Source organism: Mesorhizobium sp. M0854 (assembly GCF_040319815.1).
GTDB lineage: Bacteria > Pseudomonadota > Alphaproteobacteria > Rhizobiales > Rhizobiaceae > Mesorhizobium.
Window position 1 is genome coordinate 22,108 of sequence record NZ_JAMYOL010000002.1, and the last position, 25,634, is coordinate 47,741.

General features: G+C 61.4%; 22 protein-coding genes. 11 read left to right on the forward strand and 11 right to left on the reverse strand.

Annotated elements, in window-relative coordinates:
• Position 1 precedes the first annotated feature (1 nt).
• Positions 2–610 (reverse strand): phosphonate C-P lyase system protein PhnH, encoded by a 609-nt coding sequence (gene phnH / locus NKH99_RS02995; RefSeq protein ID WP_353012533.1) that lies wholly within the window; start codon positions 608–610, stop codon positions 2–4.
• Complete coding sequence (gene phnG / locus NKH99_RS03000) at positions 610–1,071, reverse strand: phosphonate C-P lyase system protein PhnG (RefSeq protein ID WP_352613115.1); 462 nt, start codon at positions 1,069–1,071, stop codon at positions 610–612. The genes phnH and phnG overlap by 1 nt, the downstream gene beginning before the upstream one ends.
• Before the next feature lie 135 nt (positions 1,072–1,206).
• On the opposite strand from phnG, the gene phnF reads away from it, so the two are divergent.
• Positions 1,207–1,950 carry a phosphonate metabolism transcriptional regulator PhnF gene (gene phnF, locus NKH99_RS03005; protein WP_353012536.1) on the forward strand — a complete coding sequence of 248 codons (744 nt, stop codon included), beginning with the start codon at positions 1,207–1,209 and terminating at the stop codon, positions 1,948–1,950.
• A gap of 18 nt (positions 1,951–1,968) precedes the next feature.
• Here phnF and NKH99_RS03010 read toward each other — a convergent pair whose 3' ends face one another.
• From NKH99_RS03010 to NKH99_RS03030, 5 genes are all read right to left on the reverse strand, one after another.
• Positions 1,969–2,985, reverse strand: a complete 1,017-nt coding sequence (locus NKH99_RS03010; protein ID WP_352613111.1) for a zinc-binding alcohol dehydrogenase family protein — start codon at positions 2,983–2,985, stop codon at positions 1,969–1,971.
• Between the two features lie 70 nt (positions 2,986–3,055).
• Positions 3,056–4,021, reverse strand: coding sequence for an ABC transporter permease (locus NKH99_RS03015; protein WP_352448376.1), 966 nt, complete (start codon positions 4,019–4,021; stop codon positions 3,056–3,058).
• Positions 4,018–5,571: a sugar ABC transporter ATP-binding protein gene (locus NKH99_RS03020; protein ID WP_352456805.1), complete on the reverse strand. Its 1,554-nt coding sequence runs from the start codon at positions 5,569–5,571 to the stop codon at positions 4,018–4,020. Before NKH99_RS03020 ends, NKH99_RS03015 begins: the two co-directional genes overlap by 4 nt.
• A gap of 104 nt (positions 5,572–5,675) precedes the next feature.
• The gene (locus NKH99_RS03025) at positions 5,676–6,671 is read right to left on the reverse strand and encodes an ABC transporter substrate-binding protein (RefSeq protein WP_292638478.1); all 996 of its coding nucleotides are present in this window, start codon (positions 6,669–6,671) and stop codon (positions 5,676–5,678) included.
• A 328-nt stretch (positions 6,672–6,999) separates the two neighbouring features.
• Positions 7,000–8,505, reverse strand: coding sequence for a UxaA family hydrolase (locus NKH99_RS03030; RefSeq protein ID WP_353012539.1), 1,506 nt, complete (start codon positions 8,503–8,505; stop codon positions 7,000–7,002).
• 256 nt (positions 8,506–8,761) lie between these two features.
• Between NKH99_RS03030 and NKH99_RS03035 the strand changes: the two genes are divergently transcribed.
• The 6 genes from NKH99_RS03035 (at position 8,762) to gnd (ending at position 14,730) form a co-directional block, all read left to right on the forward strand.
• Positions 8,762–9,664, forward strand: coding sequence for a GntR family transcriptional regulator (locus NKH99_RS03035; RefSeq protein ID WP_352766985.1), 903 nt, complete (start codon positions 8,762–8,764; stop codon positions 9,662–9,664).
• 119 nt (positions 9,665–9,783) lie between these two features.
• The gene (locus NKH99_RS03040; RefSeq protein WP_352448372.1) at positions 9,784–10,140 is read left to right on the forward strand and encodes a DUF2946 family protein; all 357 of its coding nucleotides are present in this window, start codon (positions 9,784–9,786) and stop codon (positions 10,138–10,140) included.
• 101 nt (positions 10,141–10,241) lie between these two features.
• Positions 10,242–10,778, forward strand: a complete 537-nt coding sequence (locus NKH99_RS03045) for a copper chaperone PCu(A)C (protein WP_352448371.1) — start codon at positions 10,242–10,244, stop codon at positions 10,776–10,778.
• Positions 10,779–10,803: 25 nt separating this feature from the next.
• Positions 10,804–11,319 carry a YcnI family copper-binding membrane protein gene (locus NKH99_RS03050; RefSeq protein WP_352906839.1) on the forward strand — a complete coding sequence of 172 codons (516 nt, stop codon included), beginning with the start codon at positions 10,804–10,806 and terminating at the stop codon, positions 11,317–11,319.
• 52 nt (positions 11,320–11,371) lie between these two features.
• Entirely contained in the window at positions 11,372–13,012 is a 1,641-nt protein-coding gene (locus tag NKH99_RS03055) for a copper resistance CopC/CopD family protein (RefSeq protein WP_353012542.1), read from the forward strand.
• Positions 13,013–13,305: 293 nt separating this feature from the next.
• Positions 13,306–14,730 (forward strand): NADP-dependent phosphogluconate dehydrogenase, encoded by a 1,425-nt coding sequence (gene gnd, locus NKH99_RS03060; protein WP_353012545.1) that lies wholly within the window; start codon positions 13,306–13,308, stop codon positions 14,728–14,730.
• Positions 14,731–15,018: 288 nt separating this feature from the next.
• Here gnd and NKH99_RS03065 read toward each other — a convergent pair whose 3' ends face one another.
• The 4 genes from NKH99_RS03065 to NKH99_RS03080 all read right to left on the reverse strand — a co-directional run bounded on the left by NKH99_RS03065 (position 15,019) and on the right by NKH99_RS03080 (position 20,928).
• Entirely contained in the window at positions 15,019–16,194 is a 1,176-nt protein-coding gene (locus NKH99_RS03065; RefSeq protein ID WP_353012548.1) for a 5'-methylthioadenosine/S-adenosylhomocysteine nucleosidase family protein, read from the reverse strand.
• Positions 16,194–16,640, reverse strand: a complete 447-nt coding sequence (locus NKH99_RS03070; protein WP_353012551.1) for a response regulator — start codon at positions 16,638–16,640, stop codon at positions 16,194–16,196. The genes NKH99_RS03065 and NKH99_RS03070 overlap by 1 nt, the downstream gene beginning before the upstream one ends.
• 4 nt (positions 16,641–16,644) lie before the next feature.
• Positions 16,645–18,822, reverse strand: a complete 2,178-nt coding sequence (locus tag NKH99_RS03075) for a hypothetical protein (RefSeq protein ID WP_353012554.1) — start codon at positions 18,820–18,822, stop codon at positions 16,645–16,647.
• A 1,056-nt stretch (positions 18,823–19,878) separates the two neighbouring features.
• On the reverse strand, positions 19,879–20,928 hold the full coding sequence (locus tag NKH99_RS03080; protein WP_353012557.1) for a LacI family transcriptional regulator: 1,050 nt from the start codon (positions 20,926–20,928) through the stop codon (positions 19,879–19,881).
• A gap of 394 nt (positions 20,929–21,322) precedes the next feature.
• Here NKH99_RS03080 and NKH99_RS03085 point away from each other — a divergent pair, with 394 nt between their 5' ends.
• The 4 genes from NKH99_RS03085 (at position 21,323) to NKH99_RS03100 (ending at position 25,602) form a co-directional block, all read left to right on the forward strand.
• Entirely contained in the window at positions 21,323–22,561 is a 1,239-nt protein-coding gene (locus tag NKH99_RS03085) for an ABC transporter substrate-binding protein (RefSeq protein ID WP_352448364.1), read from the forward strand.
• A gap of 107 nt (positions 22,562–22,668) precedes the next feature.
• The gene (locus NKH99_RS03090) at positions 22,669–23,562 is read left to right on the forward strand and encodes a carbohydrate ABC transporter permease (RefSeq protein WP_352502626.1); all 894 of its coding nucleotides are present in this window, start codon (positions 22,669–22,671) and stop codon (positions 23,560–23,562) included.
• The gene (locus NKH99_RS03095) at positions 23,555–24,484 is read left to right on the forward strand and encodes a carbohydrate ABC transporter permease (RefSeq protein WP_023675222.1); all 930 of its coding nucleotides are present in this window, start codon (positions 23,555–23,557) and stop codon (positions 24,482–24,484) included. The genes NKH99_RS03090 and NKH99_RS03095 overlap by 8 nt, the downstream gene beginning before the upstream one ends.
• A gap of 5 nt (positions 24,485–24,489) precedes the next feature.
• A complete protein-coding gene (locus NKH99_RS03100; protein WP_352448362.1) occupies positions 24,490–25,602 on the forward strand; it encodes an ABC transporter ATP-binding protein in 1,113 nt (370 codons plus the stop codon).
• The last annotated feature ends 32 nt before the right edge of the window (positions 25,603–25,634 follow it).

Sequence of the window (25,634 nt, forward strand, 5' to 3'; positions counted from 1 at the left end):
GCTACGCCTCCATCATATTGATGCGCGTCGTGCGCGGCAGGCAGGCAATTGCGTCGAACGTGGCGAGGATGATATCGACGCCACGCGGAAAACGCTGGTTGTTCTGCTTCCATTGCTCGACGAAATGGCGCGGCATTTGCGCCGGCGCGATCGTCGCCGTCTTCTCGATGCCCGGGCCTTCGAGCAGCAGCGCAGCGCCGGAGACGAGATCGCCGACCTCGAGGATCAGCGTCGTCGAACGATCGGGATAATCCTGGGTGCCTTGCGAAAACCCGTCGAGCGCCATCATCTCGGCCGGCGTGGCGATCAGCGCGAAATGCGCGTCGGCCGGGGTGTTGGCCAGCGGCGCGCCGGTATGGAAGCCAAGCCAGGATTTCACCGCCGACACCTGCAAAGCCGGGTCGAGCCAGAGCGGCGTGTCGTTGTCGCACAGCGCCAGCGCAACGGCGCCGGCGGTGGCCGACAGCGGCGCCGGTGGGTGGGCAAGGGCCGGCAAGGGCTGGACGCTGCCCGGCCGCGCCATCGCGTCCATGACGGCACGGAATACGGTCTGGGCATTGAATACCGGATCGGCGAAGCCGCCTTCAATGGATTGAGTGGCGATATCCATCAGTCTTCTCCGCGCACCATGGTGAAGAAATCGACCTTGGTCGCCGCCGTCTCGGCGCGGCGCTGTTCACGCGCCTTGGCCAGTGCCGCCTGCAAGGGCGCAACGATCCTGGTCTCGACCTCATTGCGGTGGGCCGGGTCCTGCCACAGCGCATCGGCGATTGCCGCCAGCCTTGCCTTCTGCTTGTCGCGGCCGAGCGCGTAGCAGTGGCCGACATGGCCGGACGCAAGCCGCACCGTGGCACGGGTGACCGTCGCCTCGCCGACATTGAAAGGGGCACCACCGCCGCCGATGCGGCCGCGTACCGTAACCAGGCCGGTTTCGGGGCCACGCAGAAGTTCCGCTTCGCAAGGCAGGCCGGCTTCGTCCCAGAGGCGGACGATGTCGTCGCCGGCCGATTGCGCCAGCGTCGCCATCACGGCCTTGCGCTCGGCCTGCTCTCGCGCTTCCCGTCCTCGCATGGCCGGTGCTCCTCGTCTGCCTTCATTTGTCTATTGATATAGACAACTATACAAATTATATCCATTATCTAGCGCGTGTCCATGACGGGCACGAGACACGGACCGAAAGATCGGCGCGAGGAATTGGGGCGGGAGATGATCGGACGAGCCAACAGCATCGAGCGGCGCAGCGGTGTCGCGCTGTGGCGGCAGATCGCCGACCAGATCCTGCATTCGATCGCCGCCGGCGATTTTCCCGAGAATGCCGCGCTGCCGCCGGAGATCGCGTTGGCCGGACGCTATGGCGTCAACCGCCACACGGTGCGTAGCGCTATCGCAGCGCTGGTGCAGGAGGGTGTGCTCAGGGCGGAGCAGGGGCGCGGCACCTTCGTGCTGTCGCGCAAGCTGCTGTCTTATCCGATCGGCGCCCGCACCCGCTTTTCCGAGGGATTGCAAGGACAGGCGTCCGAGCGGCATATCACCTTGCTCGCGTCATCGATCGAGCCGGCCAACCGTCGTGTCGCAGAGGGCTTAGGCCTTGCGACGGGGGCCGATGTGATACGCCTGGAAACGCGCGGCGAAGCCGATGGAATGCCGGTATCCCGCGCGGCCGGCTGGTTCGATGCCAGGCGCTTTGCCGGCATCGATGCCGCCATGGCGGAAACCGGTTCGATCACCGCATCGCTGGCACGTTTCGGCATCGACGACTATCTCAGGCAATCGACCGTGCTGTCGGCGCGCCATGCCGATGCCGCCGACCTTGCTGACCTCGACCTGCAGCCCGGCGCCATCGTGCTGGTGACGGTCGCCGTCAACGTCACGCCCGACGGTCAGCCGATACAGTTTTCGGAGTCGCGCTTCCCGGCCGAGCGGATCGAGCTCAAATTGTCGGCGCTCTGAGATGCGGCAGCCCTGGCATCATCCGACTTGAATGACGGCCTTGATCAGGCCGGACTTCTCATGCGCCCAGCGGGCCAGGTCGTGCGGCGTCTCGCCAAGCGTGGTGCGGTGGGTGACCAGCTTTGCCAGCGGCAGCGCGCCGTTGCGGATCGAGGCGGCGACATGGTCGAAATCGGCACGCAGGGCGTTGCGGCTGCCGATCAGCATCATCTCGCGCTTGTGGAATTCGGGATCGGAAAAGGCGATGTCGTCCTTGACGACGCTGACCAGGACCAGCGCCCCGCCGTGCGCGACATGGGCGAAGGCCGACTGCACCGACCGGGTGTTGCCGGTGGCATCGAAAACCACGTCGAAGCCGTCGCCGCCGGTTGCTTCCCGCACCAGGTCGGCAGCAGCGCCCCGCGAGCCGTCGAGGGTCGCGAAGCCGAGTTCGCTTTCGGCGAAACCCAGCCTCTCCGCACTCATGTCGAGCAGCATCACGTCTAGCCCGGCGATGCGGGCGAACAGCGCCGTGCCGAGCCCGATCGGGCCTGCACCGATGACCAGTGTGCGCGCACCTGGATCAGCGAGCGAGCGCCGCACGGCATGGGCGCCGATCGCCAGGAATTCGACGGCGGCAGCATCGGCCAGCGACAGGCCGTTTGCCGGATAAAGATTTTGCGCCGGCACCAGGATCTGCTCGCACATGGCGCCGTCGCGGTGGACGCCGAGCACCTCGATCATGACACAGCAATTCGGCTTGCCTTGCCGGCAGGCGATGCATTTGCCGCAGGCGAGATAGGGATTGACGATCACCGCTTCGCCGACGGCGAGATCGACGTCCTCGCCAACCTCGATCACGGTGCCAGAAACCTCGTGGCCCATGATGCGGGGATAGGCGAGGAACGGGTGCTTGCCTTCGAAGATGTGATAGTCGGTGCCGCAGATGCCGACATGGCTGACGGCGACCAGCGCCCAGCCGGCGGGGGGCGCGCCAGGCGCCGGACGATCTTCGAGGACAAGTTCGCCGGGCGAGCGGCAGACGACGGCTTTCATGCTTCAATCCAGTCGGTTCATGGCACCGCCGGCCCTGCTGTCGCGAGGCCGGCGGTTGTTGGGAGGCAGTCTATTTGCCGCGGCGGCGCAGCCCGTCGAAATAGACGATGACGATGATCAGCACGCCGGTGATGATGCGCTGCCAGAAGGCGTTGACGTTGAGCAGATTGGCGCCGTTGTTGATGGTGGCAAGGATGAAGGCGCCGAGCAGCGGTCCGTGCACGGAGCCGACAGCGCCGAACAGCGAGGTGCCGCCGATCACCGAGGAGGCGATCGCCTGCAATTCCCAGCCCTCGGCCTGCGTCGGATTGCCGATGCCGATGCGCGAGGCAAGCAGCACGCCGACGAAGGCCGCACACAGCCCCGACAGCGTGTAGGCCATGTAGATGGTGCGCTGGACGTTGACGCCTGACAGGCGCGACGCCTCGGCGTTGGAGCCGACCGAGAACAGATAGCGGCCCCAGCGGCTGTGGTGCAGGAAGATGTAGGCTGGGATACCGACCAGGATCACCATCCAGAACAGATTGGGGACGCCGGCGAAGGAACTGCGCGAGAACGTCTGGAAGGCGTCGTTGTTGATCGAGATCGAGTTGCCGTTGGTCATCAACAGACCGATGCCGCGCAGCGAGGTCAGCGTCGCCAGGGTGATGATGAAGGGCGGCAGGCCCATCTTGACGATGCCGAACCCATGGAACATGCCGATGGCGACGCCGACCAGCAAGGTGATCAGGATGGCGAGGAAAACCGGTGTCCCGGCGTTGATCAGCATCGCGACGATGACAGTGGCGAAGCCGACCACGGCGCCGACGGAAAGATCGATGCCGCCGGTGATGATGACGAAGGTCTGGCCGACCGCCAGGATGGCGATCATCGACCCTTGCCGCAACAGGTTCGAGATGTTGTTGGCCGAGGCGAAGCTCGGCGTCGCCACCGACAGGATGATCCATAAAAGAACCAGCAGCGCCAGCAGTGTCAGCCCGAACAGGGCGTTGTAGTTGCGTTTCGGCCTTTCGGCAGCGATCGCCTCGGTGCTCATATCCGTCCTCCCGGTTTTTCTTGTTTCTCGGCCAGCGCCTGGGTGAGGATCTCCTCGTGGTCAGCGGTACGAAAGCCGTGCGTGGCCACCAGCTTGCCGCGCCGGAACACGTGCAGCGTGTCGGCGAGTTCATAAACCTCGGGCAGGTAGGACGAGATCAGGATGATGCCGGCTCCCTTGGACAACAGCGCGCCGAACAGGCGGTAGATCTCGGCCTTGGTGCCCACGTCGACGCCGACAGTCGGCTCGTCGAAGATGAATAGCTTGGCGCCATGGGCGAGCCATTTGCCGATGACGATCTTCTGCTGGTTACCGCCGGACAGGCTGGAGGCCAGCGCGCCGCGCGTCGGCGTCTTGATGCGCAGGTCGGCGATCTGGCGATCGGCTTGCGCCTTTTCCTGCGCGCGGGAGATCAGCAGATTGCTGGAGATGCGCTTGTAGATCGGCAGATTGAGGTTGAGTCCGACCGGCAGGTTGAGGCAGAGGCCCTGGTCGCGGCGGCTTTCCGGGGCCAGCGCCATGCCGAGCCTGATCGCGTCATGTTCGGAATTGACCTTGACCTCCTTGCCCTCCCAGAGGATCTGGCCGGCCGATTTGCGGTGGCGGCCATAGAGCGTGGTGACGAACTCGCTGCGCCCGGCGCCGATCAGGCCGTAGAGGCCGACGATCTCGCCGGCGCGGACGGACATCGAGACATTTTCGAAACCCTTGCCGGACAGGTTCCTGGTTTCGACGATGGTCGCGCCGGGGGTGAAATGCTCCTTGTGGTAGACCTGCTCGATCGAGCGGTTGATCATCATCTTGACCAGCTCGGCGTCATTGGTCTCGGCAATGTTCCTGGTGCCGACCAGCGTGCCGTCGCGCAGCACCGAGACGCGGTCGGCGAGCTCGAACACTTCTTCCATGCGATGGCTGATGTAGATGATGGTGACGCCTTCGCCCTTCAGCCGGCGGATCAGCGTGAACAGCTGGTCGGCCTCCTTGCGGGTAAGATAGGCGGTCGGCTCGTCGAAGATCAGGAATTTGGTGCCGCGCACCGTGGCGCGGGCGGCGGCGATCAACTGCTGCTGGCCGATGGTCAGGTCACCCAGCATGACATGCGCCGGCAGGTCGAAGCCGAGATCGTCGATGATCTTCTGCGCCTGCCTGACCATCGCCCGCTGCTGCAGGATGCCGAAGCGGGAATCCTCCTCGCCGAGGAACATGTTGGCGGCGACGGTGAGATGGCGGCATAGGACGACTTCCTGATGCACGGCATTGATGCCGAGCGCCATCGCCTCATGCGGCGTTGCCAATGCGGCAGGCTTGCCCTCCCAGATGACGTCGCCGGAGGTGCGCGGCATGACGCCGGTCAGAAGCTTGATCAGGGTGGATTTGCCCGCGCCGTTCTCGCCGACGATGGCGTGGATCTCGCCGGCCTTGAAGGCGAGATCGACCGGCTTCAGCGCATGGGTGCCGGGATAGCGCTTTTCCAGCCCGCGGAGTTCGAGGATGGTCCTGCCCGGTTCCAGCGTTGGGGCCGGATGGAGTTCCTGCGCCGTCGACATCATGACAATCCTCCCAGATTGGCCCCCAAAGATTGGCCTCGCGATTGGCACGAGTGGGATGTTTCCGGGGCGAAAAGGCCCCGGAAACAGTTCACCTGAGGCTATGCTCAGTCGAGCTTCGGGTTGAGCAGCGCGTCGATCTTCGGATCCTTCATGTTGGCCTTGGTGACCAAATTGGCGCCCGTGTCGACATTGGCCTCGACCTTCTCGCCCTTCGAGGCGGCGAGCGCCGTCTTGATGCCGTCATAGCCCATCCGGTACGGATCCTGGACGACGAGAGCCGAAATGACGCCGTCGTTGAGGAACTTGATCAGCTTCTCGTCGCTGTCGAAACCGACCAGCCCGACCTTGCCGGCAAGACTGTTCTCGGCGATCGCCTGGCCGACGCCCTGCGCCATGATCAGGTTGGAGGCGAAGATGCCCTTGAGGTTGGGGTTGGCGGTGATCAGGTCGGTGGCGATGTTGAGGCCGGTGGTGGCCTGGCCGTCGGCGTATTTGTCGGCGACCAGCTTGAGGCCCGGATATTTGGCAGCGAGCTGTTCCTTAAAACCCTGGGCGCGCTGTTCGAGCGAGCCGGCGCCCGGAAGAGCGGTGATCAGGGCGACGTCGCCCTCGACCTTGCCGCCATTGGCTTCGCCGATGGCTGCGGCAAGGCCGTCAGCGGCAACGCGGCCGCCCTGGATGTTGTCGGTGGTCAGGAACGAGGTGAAGGCCTTGGAGTCGGCGCCAGAGTCGATACCGATGATCTTGACCTTGGTGGCGGCCTCGTCGATCGGCTTGCCGAGCGCCTTGGCTTCGGTCGGCGCAATGACGACGGCCGCCGGGTTGCCGGCGACGGCATTTTCAAGGATCGAAATCTGGCCGTTGACGTCGGTCTCGGCCTGGGCGCCGAGCTCCGGCACGTTGACGCCGAGATCCTTGCCGGCCTTGCGGGCGCCGGCCAGAACGATTTGCCAGTAGAAGGAGGTGGTGTCCTTGACGATGATCGGGATGGTCACGTCGGCCGCGGATGCCGGCGCCGAATGCATCACGCCGGCAAGCATCGAGGCGGCTGCAAGTGCCACGAAGGCGCGGCGATTGAGAATGCTGGTCACGAATTTCATTAGGAGTCCTCCCTAAGTCGCCCGGTGAATGTTACGGAAGCTCCATTCGGATGGCGGCCCAAACGGAACTTTATCAATAAAAAACATTTACCGCATTTTGATAGTGCATCACCTCGGTCGGCGCAAGCGGTGTTTGATGGCCGCTTCGAATGGCTCGGCGGGAAAGCTTGCTCCCTCGGAACTCCGCTGCCAATCCCCTCCAATATGTCGCATGGAATATTAATTCCATCATCCAGTCAATATGGAATGTTCATTCTTTTTCGGGAGCGTTGGAACTATGACGCCTGGCGATCACGTCCGGGGTTCGCGACCATTGCGCATGTCCGGCTTAGAGCGTCGCTCCGAGATGCCAAGGCACGAACTCGTTGTCGCCGTAGCCGAACTCTTCGCTCTTGGTCTTGCGGCCCGAAGCCGTCTCGACGATCAGTTCGAAGATCTCGCGGCCCATGCCGGCGATGGTCTTTTCGCCCGAGGCGATGACGCCGCAATTCACGTCCATGTCCTCTTCCATCGTGTGATACATGGTCGAGTTGCTGGCGACCTTGATCGACGGCGTCGGCCGGCAGCCGAAGCAGGAGCCGCGGCCTGTGGTGAAGACGATGACGTTGGCGCCGCCCGCCACCTGGCCGGTGGCCGAGACCGGGTCGTAGCCGGGCGTGTCCATGAACACCAGCCCGTGCCCGGTGACCTTTTCGGCATAGCCGAAGACGCCGTTGAGCGGCGTCTGGCCGCCCTTGGCGACCGCGCCGAGCGACTTTTCCAGGATGGTGGTCAGGCCGCCGCGCTTGTTACCCGGTGAGGGGTTGTTGTCGATCGAAGCGCCATGCTTGGCGACATGGTCTTCCCACCATTTCACGTAACCGTCGAGCTTGGCGGCGATCTCGGGGGTGGCGGCACGATAGGCAAGCAGGTGCTCGGCGCCGTAGATCTCCGTCGTCTCGGAGAGGATGCCGACGCCGCCGACGCCGGCCAAAATGTCGACCGCGGCACCCAGCGCCGGATTGGCGGTGATGCCGGACATGCCGTCGGAGCCGCCGCATTGCAGGCCGACGACGATCTCGCTGACCGGGATCGGCTCACGCTGAAGCTTGCCGACCTCCTCGGCGATCTCGGCCAGCACGACCAACGCCTTCTCGACCGATTTGCGCGAGCCGCCGGCTTCCTGGATGTTGAAATGACGTTTTCCCGCGGCAACGCCCTTCTGGCCGTAGAGGGTGAGCTGGTTGACCTCGCAGCCGAGCCCGACCATCAGCACACCACCAAAATTCGGATGACGGGCGTAGCCGGCCAGCGTGCGGTGTAGCACTATCATGCCGTCGCCGGTGGCGCTCATGCCGCAGCCCTGGCCGTGGACGATCGGGACGAAGCCGTCAATGCCGGGATATTGCGGCAAAAGCGTGCGGTTCGCCGCGTCGGCGATGGCGTGGCAGACGGTGGCCGAGCAATTGACGCTGGCGAGAATGCCAATGAAGTTGCGCGTACCGGCGCGGCCGTCGGCGCGGCGGTAGCCCATGAAGGTGCGGGCGCGGTCGGCCTCGGTCGCATGCACTGCCTCGCTCGGCGGCACCACCGGCAAACGCCCGCTTTCGAAGACCAGATTGTGCGAATGGACATGCTCGCCGGGCGCGATGTCCTGCGTGGCGCGGCCGATCGCCTGGGCGTATTTGACCACGGCCTCGCCGGCCGCAATCGGCTTGATCGCCACTTTGTGGCCCGGCTCGATCACTGCGGCGGCGACGGCGCCGCCCGGCAGCACGGTGCCGATCTCGATGCGGCCATTGGCGACCGCGACATTGTCGGCGGGAGACAGAAGAATGCTGTTTGCGGCGTTCACGGGAGCTTCCTGGGTGTGTTCCTGGGTGCGCGAGCGGATTGACACGCGGCTCTTAACATATAATGTCTTTTATCGTGAAAAAACATTTTTGCGTCAATTGTTTTTTCGCCAGAGCGCGACGCGTCTTTTGGATGCGAGAAGTAGGCTCTACAACCAAAACTAGCGTTGCGCATGATGTTTTCCGAAAAGGTACCGGTTTCATGCGCGAGAAACGCTTCACACTGGCCGCAAACGGCGATGCGCCACGGGGCAGGGGATGTCGAAGAGCAACAACGTTTACAAGGACGCCTATAATCGCGGTCTGAGGCTGCTCGACGAAACCAGGAGCCTGCCTTCGGAGCCGGAGCTGGGTACGCTGCTCGGCGTCAGCCGCACGACGGTCCGCACTATCCTTGCGCGCATGGAAGAAACCGGGCTGATCGATTGGAACAAGCGCAGCAAGACGGTCCTGCGCGAACCGCGACCGGACGATTTCTTCCCCGAGGAAGAAACCGACACGCTGGCCGAGATCATCGAGCGCTCCTTCATGCGGCGGCTGCTTGCCAGCGGTGCCGAAGCCGGCATGCAGATCAACGAGCTCGAACTGGCGCGTGAGATCGGCGTCGGCACCACCAGCGTGCGCGAATTCCTGATCCGCTTCTCGCGCTTCGGGCTGATCGAGAAGCGCCGCAACAGCCACTGGGTGCTTAAAGGCTTTACCCGCGCCTTCGCGCTGGAGTTGACCGAAATCCGCGAGATGTTCGAACTGCGCTCGGCCGCAGCCTTTGCCGCTCTGCCCGAGGACAGCCCGGTGTGGGCCGATCTCGACCGCCTGGAAGACGAGCATCACCGGCTGAAGCGCGAGATCGCCGTGCGCTTCAACGAATTCTCCGAGCTTGACGAGCGCTTTCACCGGCTGATCCATCGGGCGTCGCACAACCGCTTCATCGTCGATTTCTACGACGTCATCGCCATGATCTTCCACTACCACTACCAGTGGAACAAGGCGCAGGAGCGCGAGCGCAACGAAGTCGCGGTCCAGGAGCATCTCGCCTATATCGCCGCGCTCAAATCGCGCGATCTCGCCAAGGTCGACGCCGCCTGCCGCAAGCACCTGAAATCGGCCCGCCACACGCTGCTGACGTCGATTCCCGAGGGCAGGCAGCCGCAACGCGCGTGATTGTGTTGCGTTGCCGCAGCAACGTTTTGGCGATTTTCCGGCCGCCGGCTCCGTGCTAGAGAGCTGACGTTGCTGCGTGAAGAGGCTGGTTCTTGACCATACGCCGGAGACGATGGAGCATGCCGGTCGCGTTCGCCGCGGCGTGGCTTTTCATGCTCCAGTCGATATTCGGCGCGTTTGCTTCCGGCGTCGCACCCAACGCCTCGCAATTCGATGCTTTCGGCAACACGATCTGCACCCATGACGGTGCGGCGCAACTCCCCGCCGGCGATCCGCATCAGCAGCACATGCCGGCTTGCTGCATGCTTGGCTGCAATCTCGTTTCGGCGGTCTACGCGTCGCTGGATGCAGCCGGGAGCCTGGCTCGCAGCCTTTCCATCGAAACCATCGCCTTTTTCCTGCCGGCCTTCCGGCATCGCGATTTCGCCCGCGCCCGCACTCCGTCCAATCCGCGTGCACCACCGGCGACGGCCTGATCCGTTCTGGTTCGCGCCGCGCAACGCTTTGCCGGCGCGTTTATTGACATCGTTCGCGGCCGGCCATCGGCGCGATCCCCCTTAAAGTCCACGGAGCAATCATGTCTCACTCTTTTCGCGCTGCCGCATCCAGCCGCAGGCGCTTCGCACTGGGTCGTTTCGAGCAGCGTCTCGGCGTCGCCCTTTGCGTTCTTGCCCTCCTGTTCGCCAGCGCCCAGACGGTGTTGGCACACGAGTTCAAGCTTGGCGATCTCGAGATCGGGCACCCGTGGTCGCGGGCCACGCCAGCCGGCGCCAAGGTGGCCGGCGGCTACTTCACCATCACCAACACAGGCAGTGCGGCGGATCGCCTGCTGTCGATCACCTCCGACATTTCGGCCAAGGCCGAACTGCACGAGATGGGCGTCAGCAATGGCGTCATGACGATGCGGCCGGTCACCGGCGGCCTCGAAATCCCGGCTGGCGGCAAGGTCGCGCTGGCGCCTAACGGCTATCATTTGATGTTCATGGATTTGAAGCGGCAGCCCAAGGAGGGCGAAACGTTCTCCGCCACGCTGACCTTCGAAAAAGCCGGGCCCGTGCAGATTGAATTCGCCGTGCAAGGCATCGGCAGCGCGGCGCCCCAGGACGACGACTGACTTGGCCGCTTCGAGAGGTACCATCATGAAGAAATCTCTTTTGCCCGGCTGCGTGCTTCTTGTCCTCGGGACCAGCGCGGCCTTTGCCCACATCACGCTCGAAACGCCGGAGACCGCAGTCGGCTCGACCTACAAGGCGGTTCTTCGGGTGCCGCATGGCTGCGAGGGCAAGGCAACGACCGCCGTGCGCGTGCAGATCCCGGAAGGGGTGCTTTCGGTCAAACCGATGCCGAAGCCGGGTTGGACGCTGCAGGTCAAGAACGGCAAATACGAGAAGTCCTACCAGCTCTACGGCCAGGCAGTGACCAGCGGCGTCAAGGAGATCGACTGGAGCGCCGGCAGCCTGCCGGACGAATTCTACGACGAATTCGTCTTTCGCGCGACGCTGGCGTCCGACCTGCCGGCAGGCCAGACGCTGCATTTCCCGGTGGTGCAGGAATGTGACGGCGTTGCCGATCGCTGGATCGAGATTCCGGCGGCCGGGCAGGCTGAGGACGCGCTGGAATTTCCGGCGCCCGGCCTCAAGCTGCTGCCGAAGTGAGCTCCAGCGGCGCGCTTTGGCGGATGAGCGCGCCGCTGCTCTTGGCGGTGAGATGAGCGCGGCATCCTTCCTGCGGCAAGCTTGCATGGCCGGCAACTATTCTGGCCGGCTTCTGGCTGGGCTGCTGGCCGTCGTCGTGCTGCTCGCCGTAATTGCCATGCCTGATCCAGCCTTCGCCCATGCGGCGCTGATCAAGGCCGAGCCGGCTGACGGTGCGGTGCTGGCGCAGAGCCCGTCGCAGATGTCGCTGACCTTCAGCGAGCCGGTTTCGCCGCTGGTGCTGACGCTGGTGCGGCCCGACGGCACGGCGGTCCCGCTGACCTCCTTCCGGCTCAGCGGCCAGACCGTCGAGATCGACAATCCGCAGGCGTTGACATCCGGCACGCATGTGCTGAGCTGGCGGGTAATCTCCGCCGACGGCCATCCGGTCGGCGGCTCGGTGCTGTTCTCGTTCGGCACACCGAGTGCTGCGCCGGCTGCCTCCGAAGCTGTCGACCGGGCGCTTCGAACGGCGATCTGGATCGGCAAGGTTTTTCTATACATCGGCCTGTTTTTCGGCGTCGGCGGCGCCTTTGCGCAGGCTTGGCTGGCGCAAGGCGGTCGATCCGGCCAGAACATGATCGTCGCCGCGATCCTGTGCGGGCTGGCCGCCGCACTCTTGTCGCTCGGTTTCCAGGGGCTGGATGCACTCGGCGCGCCGCTTGCCCGGCTGGCGCAGCCGGTCATCTGGCAGACCGGGCTTGGCACCAGCTTCGGCTGGACGGTGCTGATCGCGCTGATGGCGCTCGGCCTGAGCCTATTATCGCTGGTCGTGCCGCCCGCCGACGCAAAGCCGCTGGCCTTGGCCGGACTGGTTGGCGTTGGCGCAGCACTTGCCGCCAGCGGGCATGCCAGTGCCGCCGAGCCGCAATGGCTGAGCCGGCCGATGGTGTTTCTGCACGCCACTGGTATCGCGATTTGGTCCGGGGCGCTGGCGCCGCTCGGTCTTGCCTTGAAACGGCAGCCGGACAAAGCCGGGCCGTTGCTGCGCCGGTTTTCACGAGCGATCCTGTTCGTCGTGGCGGTGCTTGCGGCAGCCGGCATCGTGCTCGCCGTCATCCAGGTGCAAACGCCGTCGGCGCTGGTCCATACCGCTTACGGCCGGCTGCTGCTGCTCAAGCTGGTGCTGCTCGTCTTTCTGTTCACGCTCGCCGCCGTCAATCGCTTCAAGCTTACGGCCCCGGCTGAGGCGGGCGAAACGGAAGTCCAGCGGCGGCTGGCCCGCTCGATCTTTATCGAGGTGCTGATCGTGCTGGCGATCTTCGGCGTTGCCGCCGGCTGGCGCTTCACGCCGCCGCCGCGCGCGCTGGCGATCGTCGCGGCACAGCCGGCGTCGGTGCATATCCACACTCTGCAAGCGATGGCCGATCTCAGCATTGCGCCCGGGCACACCGGACCTGTTGCCGCTTCGATCTTCATCATGACCGGCGATTTCGGCCCGCTCGACGCCAAGCAGGTGACGCTGGTGCTGTCAAAGCCCGATTCCGGCATCGAGCCCATCAAACGCCCGGCGACGAGGCTTGGCGACGGCACCTGGCGCGTCGACGATCTCGTCATTCCGGTCGCCGGCCGGTGGACGGCGCGGCTCGATATCCTGGTCTCGGATTTCGAGATGGTGAAGATAGAGGCGCCGATCGACATCAGGCCGGAGTGAAGTGCGGATATTCAGGTGATGCCGGCCTGCAAATGGCGGTATCCTGCGCTTCCGGTGCTCACGTATTTAAGTACGCTCCGCTCCGGTTCTCGGAAACCACCTGTTTGGTCGCTTACGCGCCCGTCTTCGGCTCCGGCTCGGCCTGACCTGCATCTCAACACGCCCCGGCTGCAAGACAATTCGGCGAGGCGGTTGACGCGGCCGCGAACCCCCGTCAATCATCGCCATCAAGAATGGGCGTCCAACCCAATCGCGGGCTCAAACCAACAAGATCCGAAAGCAGGGAAGAAACGATGGAAAAAGCCGAAATTGGCCTGATCGGCCTTGGCACGATGGGCTCCAACCTGGCGCTCAACATCGCCGAGAAGGGGCACCGCATCGCCGTCTTCAATCGCACCGCGGCGCGCACCGATGCCTTTGTCGAAAATGCCGGCGCGCTTCGGGATAGGGTGGTGCCCTGCTACAGCCTCGAAGAACTGGCCGCCGCGATCCGGCCGCCGCGGCCGATCATCATCATGGTGCTGGCCGGCAAGCCGGTCGACGAGCAGATCGCGGCATTGCGCGGCGTGCTGTCGGCCAACGACATCGTCATCGACGCCGGCAATGCCAATTTCCGCGATACGATGCGTCGCTTCTCCGAGCTTACCGATTCGGGCCTGACCTTCATCGGCATGGGCGTGTCCGGCGGCGAGGAGGGCGCACGCCACGGTCCCTCGATCATGGTCGGCGGTACCGAAGAGTCCTGGAAGCGCGTCGAAAAGGTGCTGACCGCGATCTCGGCCAAGTTCAAGGGCGAGCCTTGCGCGGCGTGGCTTGGCACCGACGGCGCCGGCCATTTCGTCAAGACCATCCACAACGGCATCGAATATGCCGACATGCAGATGATCGCCGAGATCTACGGCATCTTGCGCGACGGGCTCGGCATGGGGCCGAAAGAGATCGCTGAGGTGTTTTCCCAGTGGAACACGGGCAGGCTCAATTCGTACCTGATCGAGATCACCGCCAAGGTGCTGGCCGCCGACGATCCCAAGACCGGCAAACCGGTGGTCGACATCATCCTCGACCGCGCCGGCCAGAAAGGCACCGGCAAATGGTCGGTGATCGAGGCGCAGCAGCTCGGCATCCCGGCCACCGCGATCGAGGCGGCTGTGGCGGCACGCGTGCTGTCATCGATCAAGGACGAGCGGCTTGCCGCCGAAAAGGTCTATGGCGGCGGCGTGAGCAAGATTTCCGGAGACAGGGACGCCCTGCTCGCCGATCTCGAGCTGGCCCTGTTTGCCGGCAAGATCGCCGCCTACGCGCAAGGCTTCGCGGTGATGAGCGGCGCGTCGAAGGAATTCAACTGGAACCTGCCGATGCCGGTCATCGCCAAGATATGGCGGGCCGGCTGCATCATCCGCTCGCAATTGCTGGATACGATGGCGGAGGCCTTCGGCGGCGGCGGCGCAGCCACCAACCTGTTGATGGCGCCGGCTTTCGTCTCATTGATGCATGAGGCACATCCGTCGCTTCGCCGTGTCGTCGCAAGGGCGGCCGAAGCCGGCTCGCCGGTGCCGGCCCTGTCATCTGCACTTGCCTATTTCGACAGCTACCGGCAGAGCCGCGGCACTTCGAACCTGATCCAGGCGCAGCGCGATTTCTTCGGCGCGCACGGCTTCGAGCGCATCGACGGGCAAGGCGCGTTCCATGGCCCGTGGGGGAGTGGGGCGGCGGGTTAGCGCCGCTTAATGGGCATTCAGGGTGATTTTCTGTCCAAAAGCAGTCGCGAGTAGTCGGTTCATAGTTGGCGGTTTTTCCAGAGTATTGCTAACTAAACGTACGGCGACCTGAACTGCGCTTCGTGCAGGTGTATTGGTTGAGCGACACGGCGCTGGTACGCCCTCACTTGCGGCGCAGCGCGTTACTCACGTAGTCGGCTATCACGCCTACCGCGGGGACTCGAAGCAGAAGCCGTCATCAAGCCTTCTGGATCGCATCAGCCAACCCAATCTATCGACCCGTGAGCGTCATTTCAGCGGTCGGCCGTCTTGAGCCAAGACAAGCGGAATAAGTTCAACCGCCACGCGGCTGGCAAGGATTGCGCCGTGGCGCTGATATCGATCCTCTTTGTGCTCATTCGCATAATCCACCGCTACTTTCACGCCGAAGAAGTCGACGTGATCGACTGAGCGCTTTGCTGCTCGATAAACGCCAAACATTTCCATATCCAGTCCAAGCACCCGCTTGTGCTCCTCGGCGATCATTGCTGCCATGTCCTTCGAGGCGATCACAGCAGAGCCGCTTACCATTGGAGCAACTGCAGCGCTGCCTTCAAAAAACTCAGGGTCGTTGAGCGCCTTGAGATCCTCCTTAAGAGCCTTGAAGTGGCCGCTCCTCTCTATCTCTTGCTTAATTATGGTGTCCAGACGATCTGGAATTGCCTCCTGGTACATCTCCAACGTGAACTCATTCCCAAACCACTTGCCGGCCTGGTGCTCCCACACGGGACTGCCAATGAGAATGTCACCAAGCTTGGCCCGTCCCTCGAAAGCCGCACAGATTCCCACGATCAAAATGAGCTTGGGACGGAAGGTCTCAATGGCCTTGTCAGTCGCAATGCTCGCCTCAACCAATCCCATCCGCGGCAATAGAACCGCAACCCCAGTGTGCTGTTCGACGTTGACTTCGAGACAATTGAGCCCGTTTCGTGAAAACAGCTTTCCAATCTTCGCCTTGGTGCTCTGCAACACTTGGCGCTCAAGTGGCAGTCCGCAAATGATTACAAAGTCGTGCTCCTGAAATCGAAACGCACGTTGCAAGCTTACTTTGAGAGCCGGAATCCAGTGTGCTCCATCAGAGTACTCAACCGTCGCGATTCCGAGCCCCGCAAGTTCCCTACCGCGCGCTAATATTAACTCGTCATGTTGAGTTATCGCGACATAGGCGGCCTTCGCATTCAGATGACTCGCTCTTATGAGTTCGATAACTTGCTCGGTAACGTCAAATGGCGCGTCGTCATCCCTCATCGGCACCATCAGATCAAGTACAACAAGATCGAATCTGGACGTCGCCAATACACCACTGAATTTGGCAAAACTTCTAACGATCTCTATTTGAACGTCATTCGCCATATATTCACGAATAACATTGGTTACTGCTTCCGCCTTTTGGCCTTCGTCCTCAAGCAGCAGCACCTTTGTCATCAAATCCCTCCGATAAATCGAGCAAAACTAGCCCGCCAATTTGCGTTCGACTGATCGAAGTGCAGAATTCCAATCAAATTTACGCTGATTTCCTCGGACAGGCGCCCGATTACCTCAGGCAACCTCACCAACTCGCCCCAGATTTCTACCTCAGGGTATTGGGTGACGATCAAAACAGCGTCGCTGCGTCGTAGCCGATTCAACTCCAGCAACACTTCAACACCGCCCGACGGCATCGACTTGGGGTTGCCTACGCCCAGCGCGCGATCATGACTCGGCAGAGCGATGTCCAGGATGATTAAGTCATACGAGGTGGCGCATACGCTCTCGACAGCCGTTTGAACAGCCCGCGCACAAACGAGTCGCTCGACCACCACGACTTCTTTGAGCGCGACACCAATTGCCTCTTCTTTGAAGGGGTCATCCTCAACAAGGAGAACGTTCATTGGCTCAAAGCGTTGTTAGGGTCAGTCGGAATGTGAAGGCCACGCCTGTCGGCAAGAACGAGACCGCAATATCTGAGATGTCAGTCTTCGAAGATGCGAGCACCCTCAGCTTACGAATCCCGGTAGACCCTTCTGTCACGAGTGCATCGTCCATAGGCGCGGTCATCTCATGCTCAATTCTTGCTTGTGAATCGCTCTCACGTCCAGCTTCAAACCGCGACGCCACCGTGACATGGATTGTCGTGACAGGTCCATCGACCTTTTCGTTGACGCCAAGGTCCAAAGTGCCGCCCTTCTGACCATGCCGAGCGGCATTATGCACAAGAATGTAGAGAGCGTCGTAGACGTATTGATATCGATGGCCAACGATCCGCGTACGCGACTCCTCAGGCTCCGATACTTCAGGCGCGAATCCAGCGACTTGTTCAGCCACCTCCATTCGCACTACTTGAAATAGCTCCTGTAGCGTCGCTGACGGCGAGGTCTCCTTTGGAGCGGCAAACCAAGCGCTGATCTGCTGGAGTGTCTCCGTTACTTTCTCGTTCACTCTCCGTACGATCGCTCTTGCCTGGTCATCATCAGTGCCGAATTCTGGCGTCCGCCGAAGGTCCTCCTTCTTAAGCAGAAGCTTTTCACCGCGCCACCTCTCCAGCTCTCGCTGAATCTCAGTAAGGTTCGGCCGCAACAGCAACCAGCAAGATTGCGAAATTATGTCGATCGCCTCGGGAATTGATGCCCTGTTCAATAACGATTCGCACACCTGCCGTACAGAAAATTCAAGAAGATTATACTCGCTTATCCGCACATGCGGTACTAGCAGTCCCTTTGGCTTTCTCTCTGACCTGACTTGAAGCCTCTCTCGAGGAAACTGCTTTACCTCTTCATCAAACCCAGTCAGCCAAGCTCGTAAGCCGTACTCATAGTTCGCCCGATCGGAACCACATTGCTTGAGCAGCTCTTCGACCAAATCCGATGCGCTCTTTATGAGAGTCCCGTGAAATGTTCCATGTCGTATTCGACGGCCTATGTATGAATCGACACCATAGGCCTTATTGCAACAGAATTCATTGAAGGCGGCGTCAATTATGCTAGCAACCTGAAGTGACGGGTCGATTAGGACCTCGATCTGATCGTCAATTTTGATTTCCTGGGTAGGAATACCCTGATCGACAGCGGAGAGGTCAATCTCCCTGAGAGGTCCAGCAAGCTTTTCAAACATCCATTGCTTAAAGCGAATTGGATCGACGTACAGACGTTGTGAATCAATGTCATGGCGGATCAATGCCAGCTTGTTTTCCAAGGCTAAGGATCTGGCTCTCTCTAAAAAGACCTTGCTACGAATTTGATGGCCATACCAATCCAGTATGGACCTAAAAGCGTCGTTCACCTCGAAGGCGGACTTATACAATTTATAGCACTGTATAAGAAATGACTCATTCCATATCGCCATGTAAAATTGCGCAACATTGGGCGATTTATCATAAATGAACGTCAGTAGAGACAATATATCTCCACCATAGTCATCAATGACTAATCTTTCGGTTGCGCTTCGCATATTAAATTCTGTGCTTATCTTTGGTGCCGCCTCAAACATCAGGGTCGTTCTAACAAGTTCATAGAGTTTGTCATCCGGATTTGGCGGGAGCGCCCCATCAAGTTCCGTCGAGCTCAATAGCTGCGGGACGTTCTGCGTGGCGTTCATCAGGGCCATAAGCATAACGCCGTCGCAGTCGCCCAATGAATATCCGTGCTCAATGAGATGAACGAGACGGAGTGTGCGTTGGAACTCATCGTCAGGGAGTATTGCCGCGCCACTAACGGTCTGTTGTGGGTGCACATCCTGTTGCGTCATCACCGAAAGTGCCAAGGGGTTGTGCTCGGCATTTTCAAAAAAAGGCCGCTCGACTCCAAAGAGGTTATCAAATCGAGGCCCAGCGTACCTTTCGATCGGCACGTAGAACGAAGCTAGCCGCTCGTCCGAAAGCCAAGCATTTGTCAGGCAGAATAGATCTTGCGCAGCAAGAGGCCCACTGGTTGGCGTAAGGTTCAGAGCATCAAACATCCCGCTTGTGCGCACCGCGCCATAGGCTTCGCTCAACTCCTCTGGAAGGCTAAATCGCTGCGCTGCTTCATTTGTCGACGTAAGTGAACTGCCGATGATGCGTCCCTCAAGAATGAACATTAGGGCATCAGGCAGAGAATACGAGGAAAGCGCCCGCAGATGCTGCGCCCACCCTTCATCGCCCCATCCAAGCGGAGAGAAGTGGTATTGCAGCAGTCGTCTTGTCGTTAGAGGAAGTCTTTTGTCGTTCGTTAAGCGCAAAAACATACGTCGTGATGCGATGTAGTCTCTATCGACAGCATATGAGTCGTCGACTGCCCTGTGAATTATGTGACGATGCTCTCGTATAATATCCAAATATGGACGTATGGCAGAAATAACAGTACTGTCATTTTCAAATCTACGAGAAATACACAGATATTTCCTTGTTACGTGGAAAGATATTCCGACAGTTTCAGCAAAGAGTCGCGTAGTGTCGTATAATGTTTCTATTTCTCTCCTTTCAATGGATCGATTGAGATCTGCCACAGCGGATAGGTACGTCTGAAGCGTCCGAACGTGTCGGTTTATGCGCCGTTCTATTTGGGAAATAAGTCCAGATTGGCTGAGATGTTCTAGTGAAGTCAGTCGGTCCATTCTAGGTGGTCTGGCCGGGAACGGCAGCGAAACGGTTACGCGCCCATCAGCTTGGAATTCCGCGATAATCGCAAGCGCTATTTCTAAGTCACCGCCAGTGCAAAGTGAGTATAGGCGGTCCATGACATCCGCCGACACCGGCTTGTCGCGAGATGATATGATGCCGCGGACGAGGTTTCGCGCCTCAGTGGAACCTATGTCCATCAGCTTATGCATTGACTTTGAGCCGCCCGATTCTCCCTGAACCGCTTTTCGCACGGCGGACGTTTGCTGGCAAATATAGGGACACGTCTTAAATCGCCCCGCGACACCAACATGTTATCCGCTCAGTCGTAGCGTAAACCTGCGATGACGTGGACCGTTGCGGGCCCGTAGTCCGCTTTCTCGCCTTTGACGACAACTGCTGCCTGTCGGCCATCGGCCCCAACGCTGCCAGTCAGCAGCGCGCATTTTGCCAAGCGAAATCACTCGGCGTCGCAGAAATGCGGCTAAGACAAATAGATGGAGCCGGATGCCAGTTCAATTTGAACATATCCCGCTCTAGTCGGGGCGGCGATAGGCCTGCACTTCGCCCGGCTCGCTCAGGCTTTGCAGGGTGCCGGGTGCGGCGCCGCCGATCCAGCCCAGCACCGAGCGGGCGAGTTCGGCGCCGGCCAGCCGGAAGTTCTCGTTGACGACCAGCAATTCGCTGCGAAACAGGTGGAGAAGCTCCGACGATTGTTTGGACACCACATCGACATCGCGGCCAAGCTTGAGGCCGGCGTCTTCGATGCCGGCGACGATGGCGAGCGTCGCGGCGGCGGCGCTGCTGATGAAACCATCCGGGCGGTTTTCGCGGCGCATCAGCTGCGCGGTCCGCATTCTGATCTGCTCGATCGAATGATCGATCGAAACGGTGTTGAACGGAATCTCGCTGGCGCCGACCTCGCTCAGCGCATCGGCAAAGCCGGCGAGCGTGTGGCCGTGATAGGTCAGCTCGACCGGCGGCGCCAGCAGTGCCAGGCGGCGGCGGCCGAGGCCGGCCAGATGGCGCACTGCCTCGGCTGCGAAAGCGTAATTGTCGAAATCATGATAGGGATGGATCAGCCCCATATCGGTGCGGCCATGCGTGGCAAAGGGGATGCCGCGCTCCAGCATATAACGGGCCCTCGGATCGTTCGGCTGCGTGCGCGAAATGATGACGCCGTCGGCTGAACCGGTTTCCACGAGGTAGCGGATCGGGTCGAGCGGATCCTGCGAGCGCGAGTAGGGTGTCACGATCAAATGGTAGGGCGTGTCGGCAATGACTTCGGAAACGCCGTAGATGATATCCGAGACAAAGCTCATGATCTCGTGCTCGGTGTTGAGCACCAGGCTGATGACATTGGTCTTGCCGGTGCGCAGGCGGACGCCGGCACGGTTGGGCCGATAACCGATCTGCTTGGCGACAAGCTGGACGCGCCGCCTGGTCTCGGCGCCGATCTCGGGCGCATCCTTTAGCGCGCGCGACACGGTGGTGACGCCCAGCCCGGTCATGAAGGCGAGCGTCTTCAGTGTCGGCCGGCCTGGGCCCGACGCTTCGTCGGCCTTCTCTTTTTGATGCCTGTTCATTCATCCCGCCCCGTCAGGCGCATAGCAGTTGCCGGGCAGGCCGGCAATCGGCGGGCCGCGGGTACGCCGCGGGCCTTCACCGAATGAGACCGCTATATACTGAAACGTTACAGATTGTCACTGCCGTGGCGATATCACTGGTGACAGGCGCAAAACGAGCGGCACTCCGGTCGGCGCAAAAAAGAGCGACAGAAGGAGCTTTTCCGGTTTTCTGGCGTCGCAGCATTGCATTTTGCAGTGCAACCCCTCTTGTTGCGATGCGGTAGGCCGACGAGCCGCACGATTTTATTCGCGCTTCGAAAAAACTTGATGCCACCTTCGCCCGAGGGGTTGCGCGCCTCAAGCAATTGCCGTATCGAAAATCTGTAACGTTTCAGATTCTGGGAGGAACGAAATGCGATACCAACTCATGACTGCTGCGCTGGCTGCGACGGTCGCGCTGCAATTTGCCGGCCCGGCGGCCGCGACGGATCTGGAAGTCACCCATTGGTGGACCTCCGGCGGCGAGGCGGCAGCGGTCGCCGAACTCGCCAAGGCTTTCGACGCAACCGGCAATCACTGGGTTGACGGCGCCATCGCCGGCTCCGGCGGCACGGCGCGGCCAATCATGATCAGCCGCATCACCGGCGGCGACCCGATGGGCGCGACCCAGTTCAATCACGGCCGGCAGGCGGAAGAATTGGTGCAGGCCGGGCTGATGCGCGACCTCACCGATCTCGCCACCAAGGAAAAGTGGACGGAAATCGTGCAGCCGAAGAGCCTGCTCGATGGCTGTACCCTCGACGGCAAGATCTATTGCGTGCCCGTCAATATCCACTCCTGGCAGTGGCTGTGGCTGTCGAATGCGGCCTTCAAAAAGGCCGGCGTGCCGGTGCCGAAGAACTGGAATGAATATGTCGCTGCGGCGCCCGCGCTTGAAAAAGCAGGCATCCAGCCGCTCGCGGTCGGCGGCCAGCCCTGGCAGGCCTCCGGCGCTTTCGACGTGCTGCTTGCGGCGGTCGGCGGCACCGACGCCTTCCTCAAGGTCTACAAGGACAAGGACGCGGAATTCGCCGCCGGGCCCGAGGTCGCCAAGGTCTTCAAGGCCGCGGACGATGCCCGCAAGATGGCCAAGAATACCAATGTGCAGGACTGGAACCAGGCCACCAATCTGGTCATCACCGGCAAGGCGGGCGGCCAGATCATGGGTGACTGGGCGCAGGGCGAGTTCCAGGTTGCCGGTCAGGTCGCCGGCAAGGACTATACTTGCCTTCCGGGCCTCGGTCTCAACGAGATGATCGCCACCGGCGGCGACGCTTTCTACTTCCCGCTGCTGAAGGATCCCGAAAAATCGAAGGCACAGGAAGTGCTGGCCCACACGCTGCTCGATCCCAAGACGCAGGTCGCCTTCAATCTCAAGAAAGGCTCGCTGCCGGTGCGCGGCGACGTCGACCTCAAGGCGGCGAACGACTGCATGAAGAAGGGGCTCGAAATTCTCGCCAAGGGCAATGTCATGCCGTGGACCGACCAGCTGCTTTCGCAGGATACGCAGAAGCAGAAGGAGGATCTTTTCTCCGAGTTCTTCGCCAAGCAGGACATGACCGTGGAAGATGCGCAGAAGCGCTTCGCCGCCATTGTCGGTTCGGCCGATTGAGCGATCGACCGACCGCCTCACTCCCGCCCCTGCAAACGCAGGGTCGGGAGCTCGGGTCAAGGCCTCTTGACCCTCCGGCCCTTACCCGATCCAGCGCGGCTGTGCAGATGAGCAAGAGCGAACGCCCTAGCCAACTCTTTCGCAACCTCAATGCGAAGATCGCCTCGATCCCAATGATCCTCACAGCGCTGGTGATCTTTGTCGGCGGCAGCGCGTGGACGGTGCTTTATTCCTTCACCAGTTCGAAGCTCCTGCCACGGCTAAATTTCGTCGGGCTCGACCAGTACTACCGGCTGTGGTCGGTGCCGCGCTGGCTGGTCTCGATCGAGAACCTGCTGATCTACGGCGTGCTGTCGCTGCTGTTCTCGCTGGTCATCGGCTTCCTGCTTGCCGCCCTGCTCGACCAGAAGATCCGGTTCGAAGACACGTTCCGGACCATTTTCCTCTATCCCTTCGCCCTCTCCTTCATCGTCACCGGTCTCGTCTGGCAGTGGCTGCTCAACCCCGAGTTCGGTGTCCAGGCAGTGGTGCGCAGCCTCGGCTGGACGAGCTTCAGCTTCAATCCGCTCTATGATTCCAGCATCGTCATCTACGGCATATTGATCGCCGCTCTCTGGCAGGGCACCGGGCTCATCATGTGCCTGATGCTGGCCGGCCTGCGCGGGATCGACGAGGATATCTGGAAGGCCGCAAGGGTCGACGGGATACCGACCTGGAAGACCTATCTGTTCATCATCATACCGATGATGCGGCCGGTGTTTATCACCACGCTCGTCATCATCGCTGCCGGTATCGTCAAGATCTATGACCTGGTTGTCGCCCAGACCAGCGGCGGGCCCGGCATCGCCTCCGAAGTCCCGGCCAAATATGTCTATGACTACATGTTCTTCGCCCAGAATCTCGGTCAGGGGTTCGCCGCCTCGACCATGATGCTGCTGTCGGTGATCATCGTCATCGTGCCGTGGGCCTATCTCGAGTTTGGAGGCAAGAAGCGTGTCTGACCATACCGTTTCCTTGCCGGCCGGCCCCGGCACGCTCGAAGCGTACGGGCCGAGCGGGCCGAAGCCGCGGCATATGTTCTCGCGCCGCAACATCTTCCTCTACGGCACGCTCATCGTGGTGGCGCTCTACTATCTTTTGCCGCTCTATGTGATGGTGGTGACGTCGCTCAAAGGCATGCCCGAGATACGCCTCGGCAACATCTTCTCGCCGCCGATGGAGATCACCTTCGAGCCATGGGTCAAGGCCTGGTCGAGCGCCTGCACCGGGCTCAACTGCGACGGGCTGTCGCGTGGCTTCTGGAATTCGGTGCGCATCACGATCCCGTCGGTGATCCTGTCGATCGCGCTCGCCTCGGTGAACGGCTATGCGCTTGCCAACTGGCGCTTCAAAGGTGCCGACACCTTCTTCATCATCCTGATCGTCGGCGCCTTCATCCCTTATCAGGTGATGATCTATCCGATCGTCATCATCCTGCGCGAAGTCGGCCTTTACGGCAGCCTCAGCGGCCTGGTGATCGTCCATTCCATCTTCGGCATGCCGATCCTCACACTGTTGTTCCGCAACTACTTTACCTCCATGCCGGAGGAGCTGTTCCGGGCAGCGCGTGTCGATGGCGCCGGCTTCTGGGGCATTTATTTCCGCATCATGCTGCCGATGTCGCTGCCGATCTTTGTCGTCGCCATCATCCTGCAGGTGACCGGCATCTGGAACGACTTCCTGTTCGGCGTCGTCTACACCCGCCCCGACACCTATCCGATGACGGTGCAGCTCAACAACATCGTCAACTCGGTGCAAGGCGTGAAGGAATATAACGTCAACATGGCAGCCACCATCCTGACCGGCCTGGTGCCGCTGATCGTCTATTTCCTGTCCGGAAAATTGTTTGTGCGCGGCATCGCCGCCGGCGCGGTGAAAGGATGATGGCGATGAACGCAAACGGCAGCATTGCGGCAAACGGCACCAGCGTCTCGATCCAGAACCTGTCGCTGAATTTCGGTGCGATATCGGTGCTGCAGACGCTCAACCTCGATGTTGCCGAAGGCGAATTCATCGTGCTGCTCGGCCCGTCCGGCTGCGGCAAGTCGACCTTGCTCAACTGTATTGCCGGGCTGCTCGACGTTTCCGAAGGCCGCATCTTCATCAAGGGCAAGAACGTCACCTGGGAAGAGCCCAAGGATCGCGGCATCGGCATGGTGTTCCAGTCCTACGCGCTCTATCCGCAGATGACGGTGGAGAAGAACCTGTCGTTCGGGCTGCGCGTTGCCGGCCTCGCCAAGGACGAGATCGCCAAGCGCATCGCCCGGGCCGCCGAGATCCTGCAGATCGAACCGCTTTTGCATCGCAAGCCGGCGGCGCTGTCCGGCGGCCAGCGCCAGCGCGTGGCGATCGGGCGCGCACTTGTGCGGGACGTCGATGTCTTTCTGTTCGACGAGCCGCTCTCCAATCTCGACGCCAAGCTGCGCGCGGAATTGCGCGTCGAAATCAAGCTGCTGCACCGCAAGCTCGAGAACACCATGATCTACGTCACCCACGACCAGATCGAGGCGATGACGCTGGCCGACCGTATCGCGGTGATGAAGGGCGGCGTCATCCAGCAGCTCGATGCGCCGCAGACCATCTATAACCGGCCGGTCAACCGGTTTGTCGCCGGCTTCCTCGGCTCGCCGGCAATGAACTTCCTCGACGGCAGACTGGAGCAGGCGGCAGGCGACTGGCACTTCGTCGCCGAGGATGTGCGGATACCGCTTGCCACCTATGCTTTCGAGAAGGACCCGGTGCCAGGGCCGGCCGTGTTCGGCATCCGCCCCGAGCACGTGGCGTTCAACAGCGGCACGGGATGGCCGTTCGCAGCCACGGCAAATGTCGAGGTCGTCGAGCCCATGGGTTCCGACACGCTGGTCTGGCTGAAGCTCGCCGGCCAGAATTTCACGGTGCGGGTGACGGCCGAGCGCACGCCAAACAACGCCGAGGCGGTCGGCATCGGTTTTGACCCGATGCGCGCCTCGCTTTTCGACGCCGCCACAGGTAACCGCCTCTAGAGCATGATTTAGCCTCCCAAGACTCTTCTACT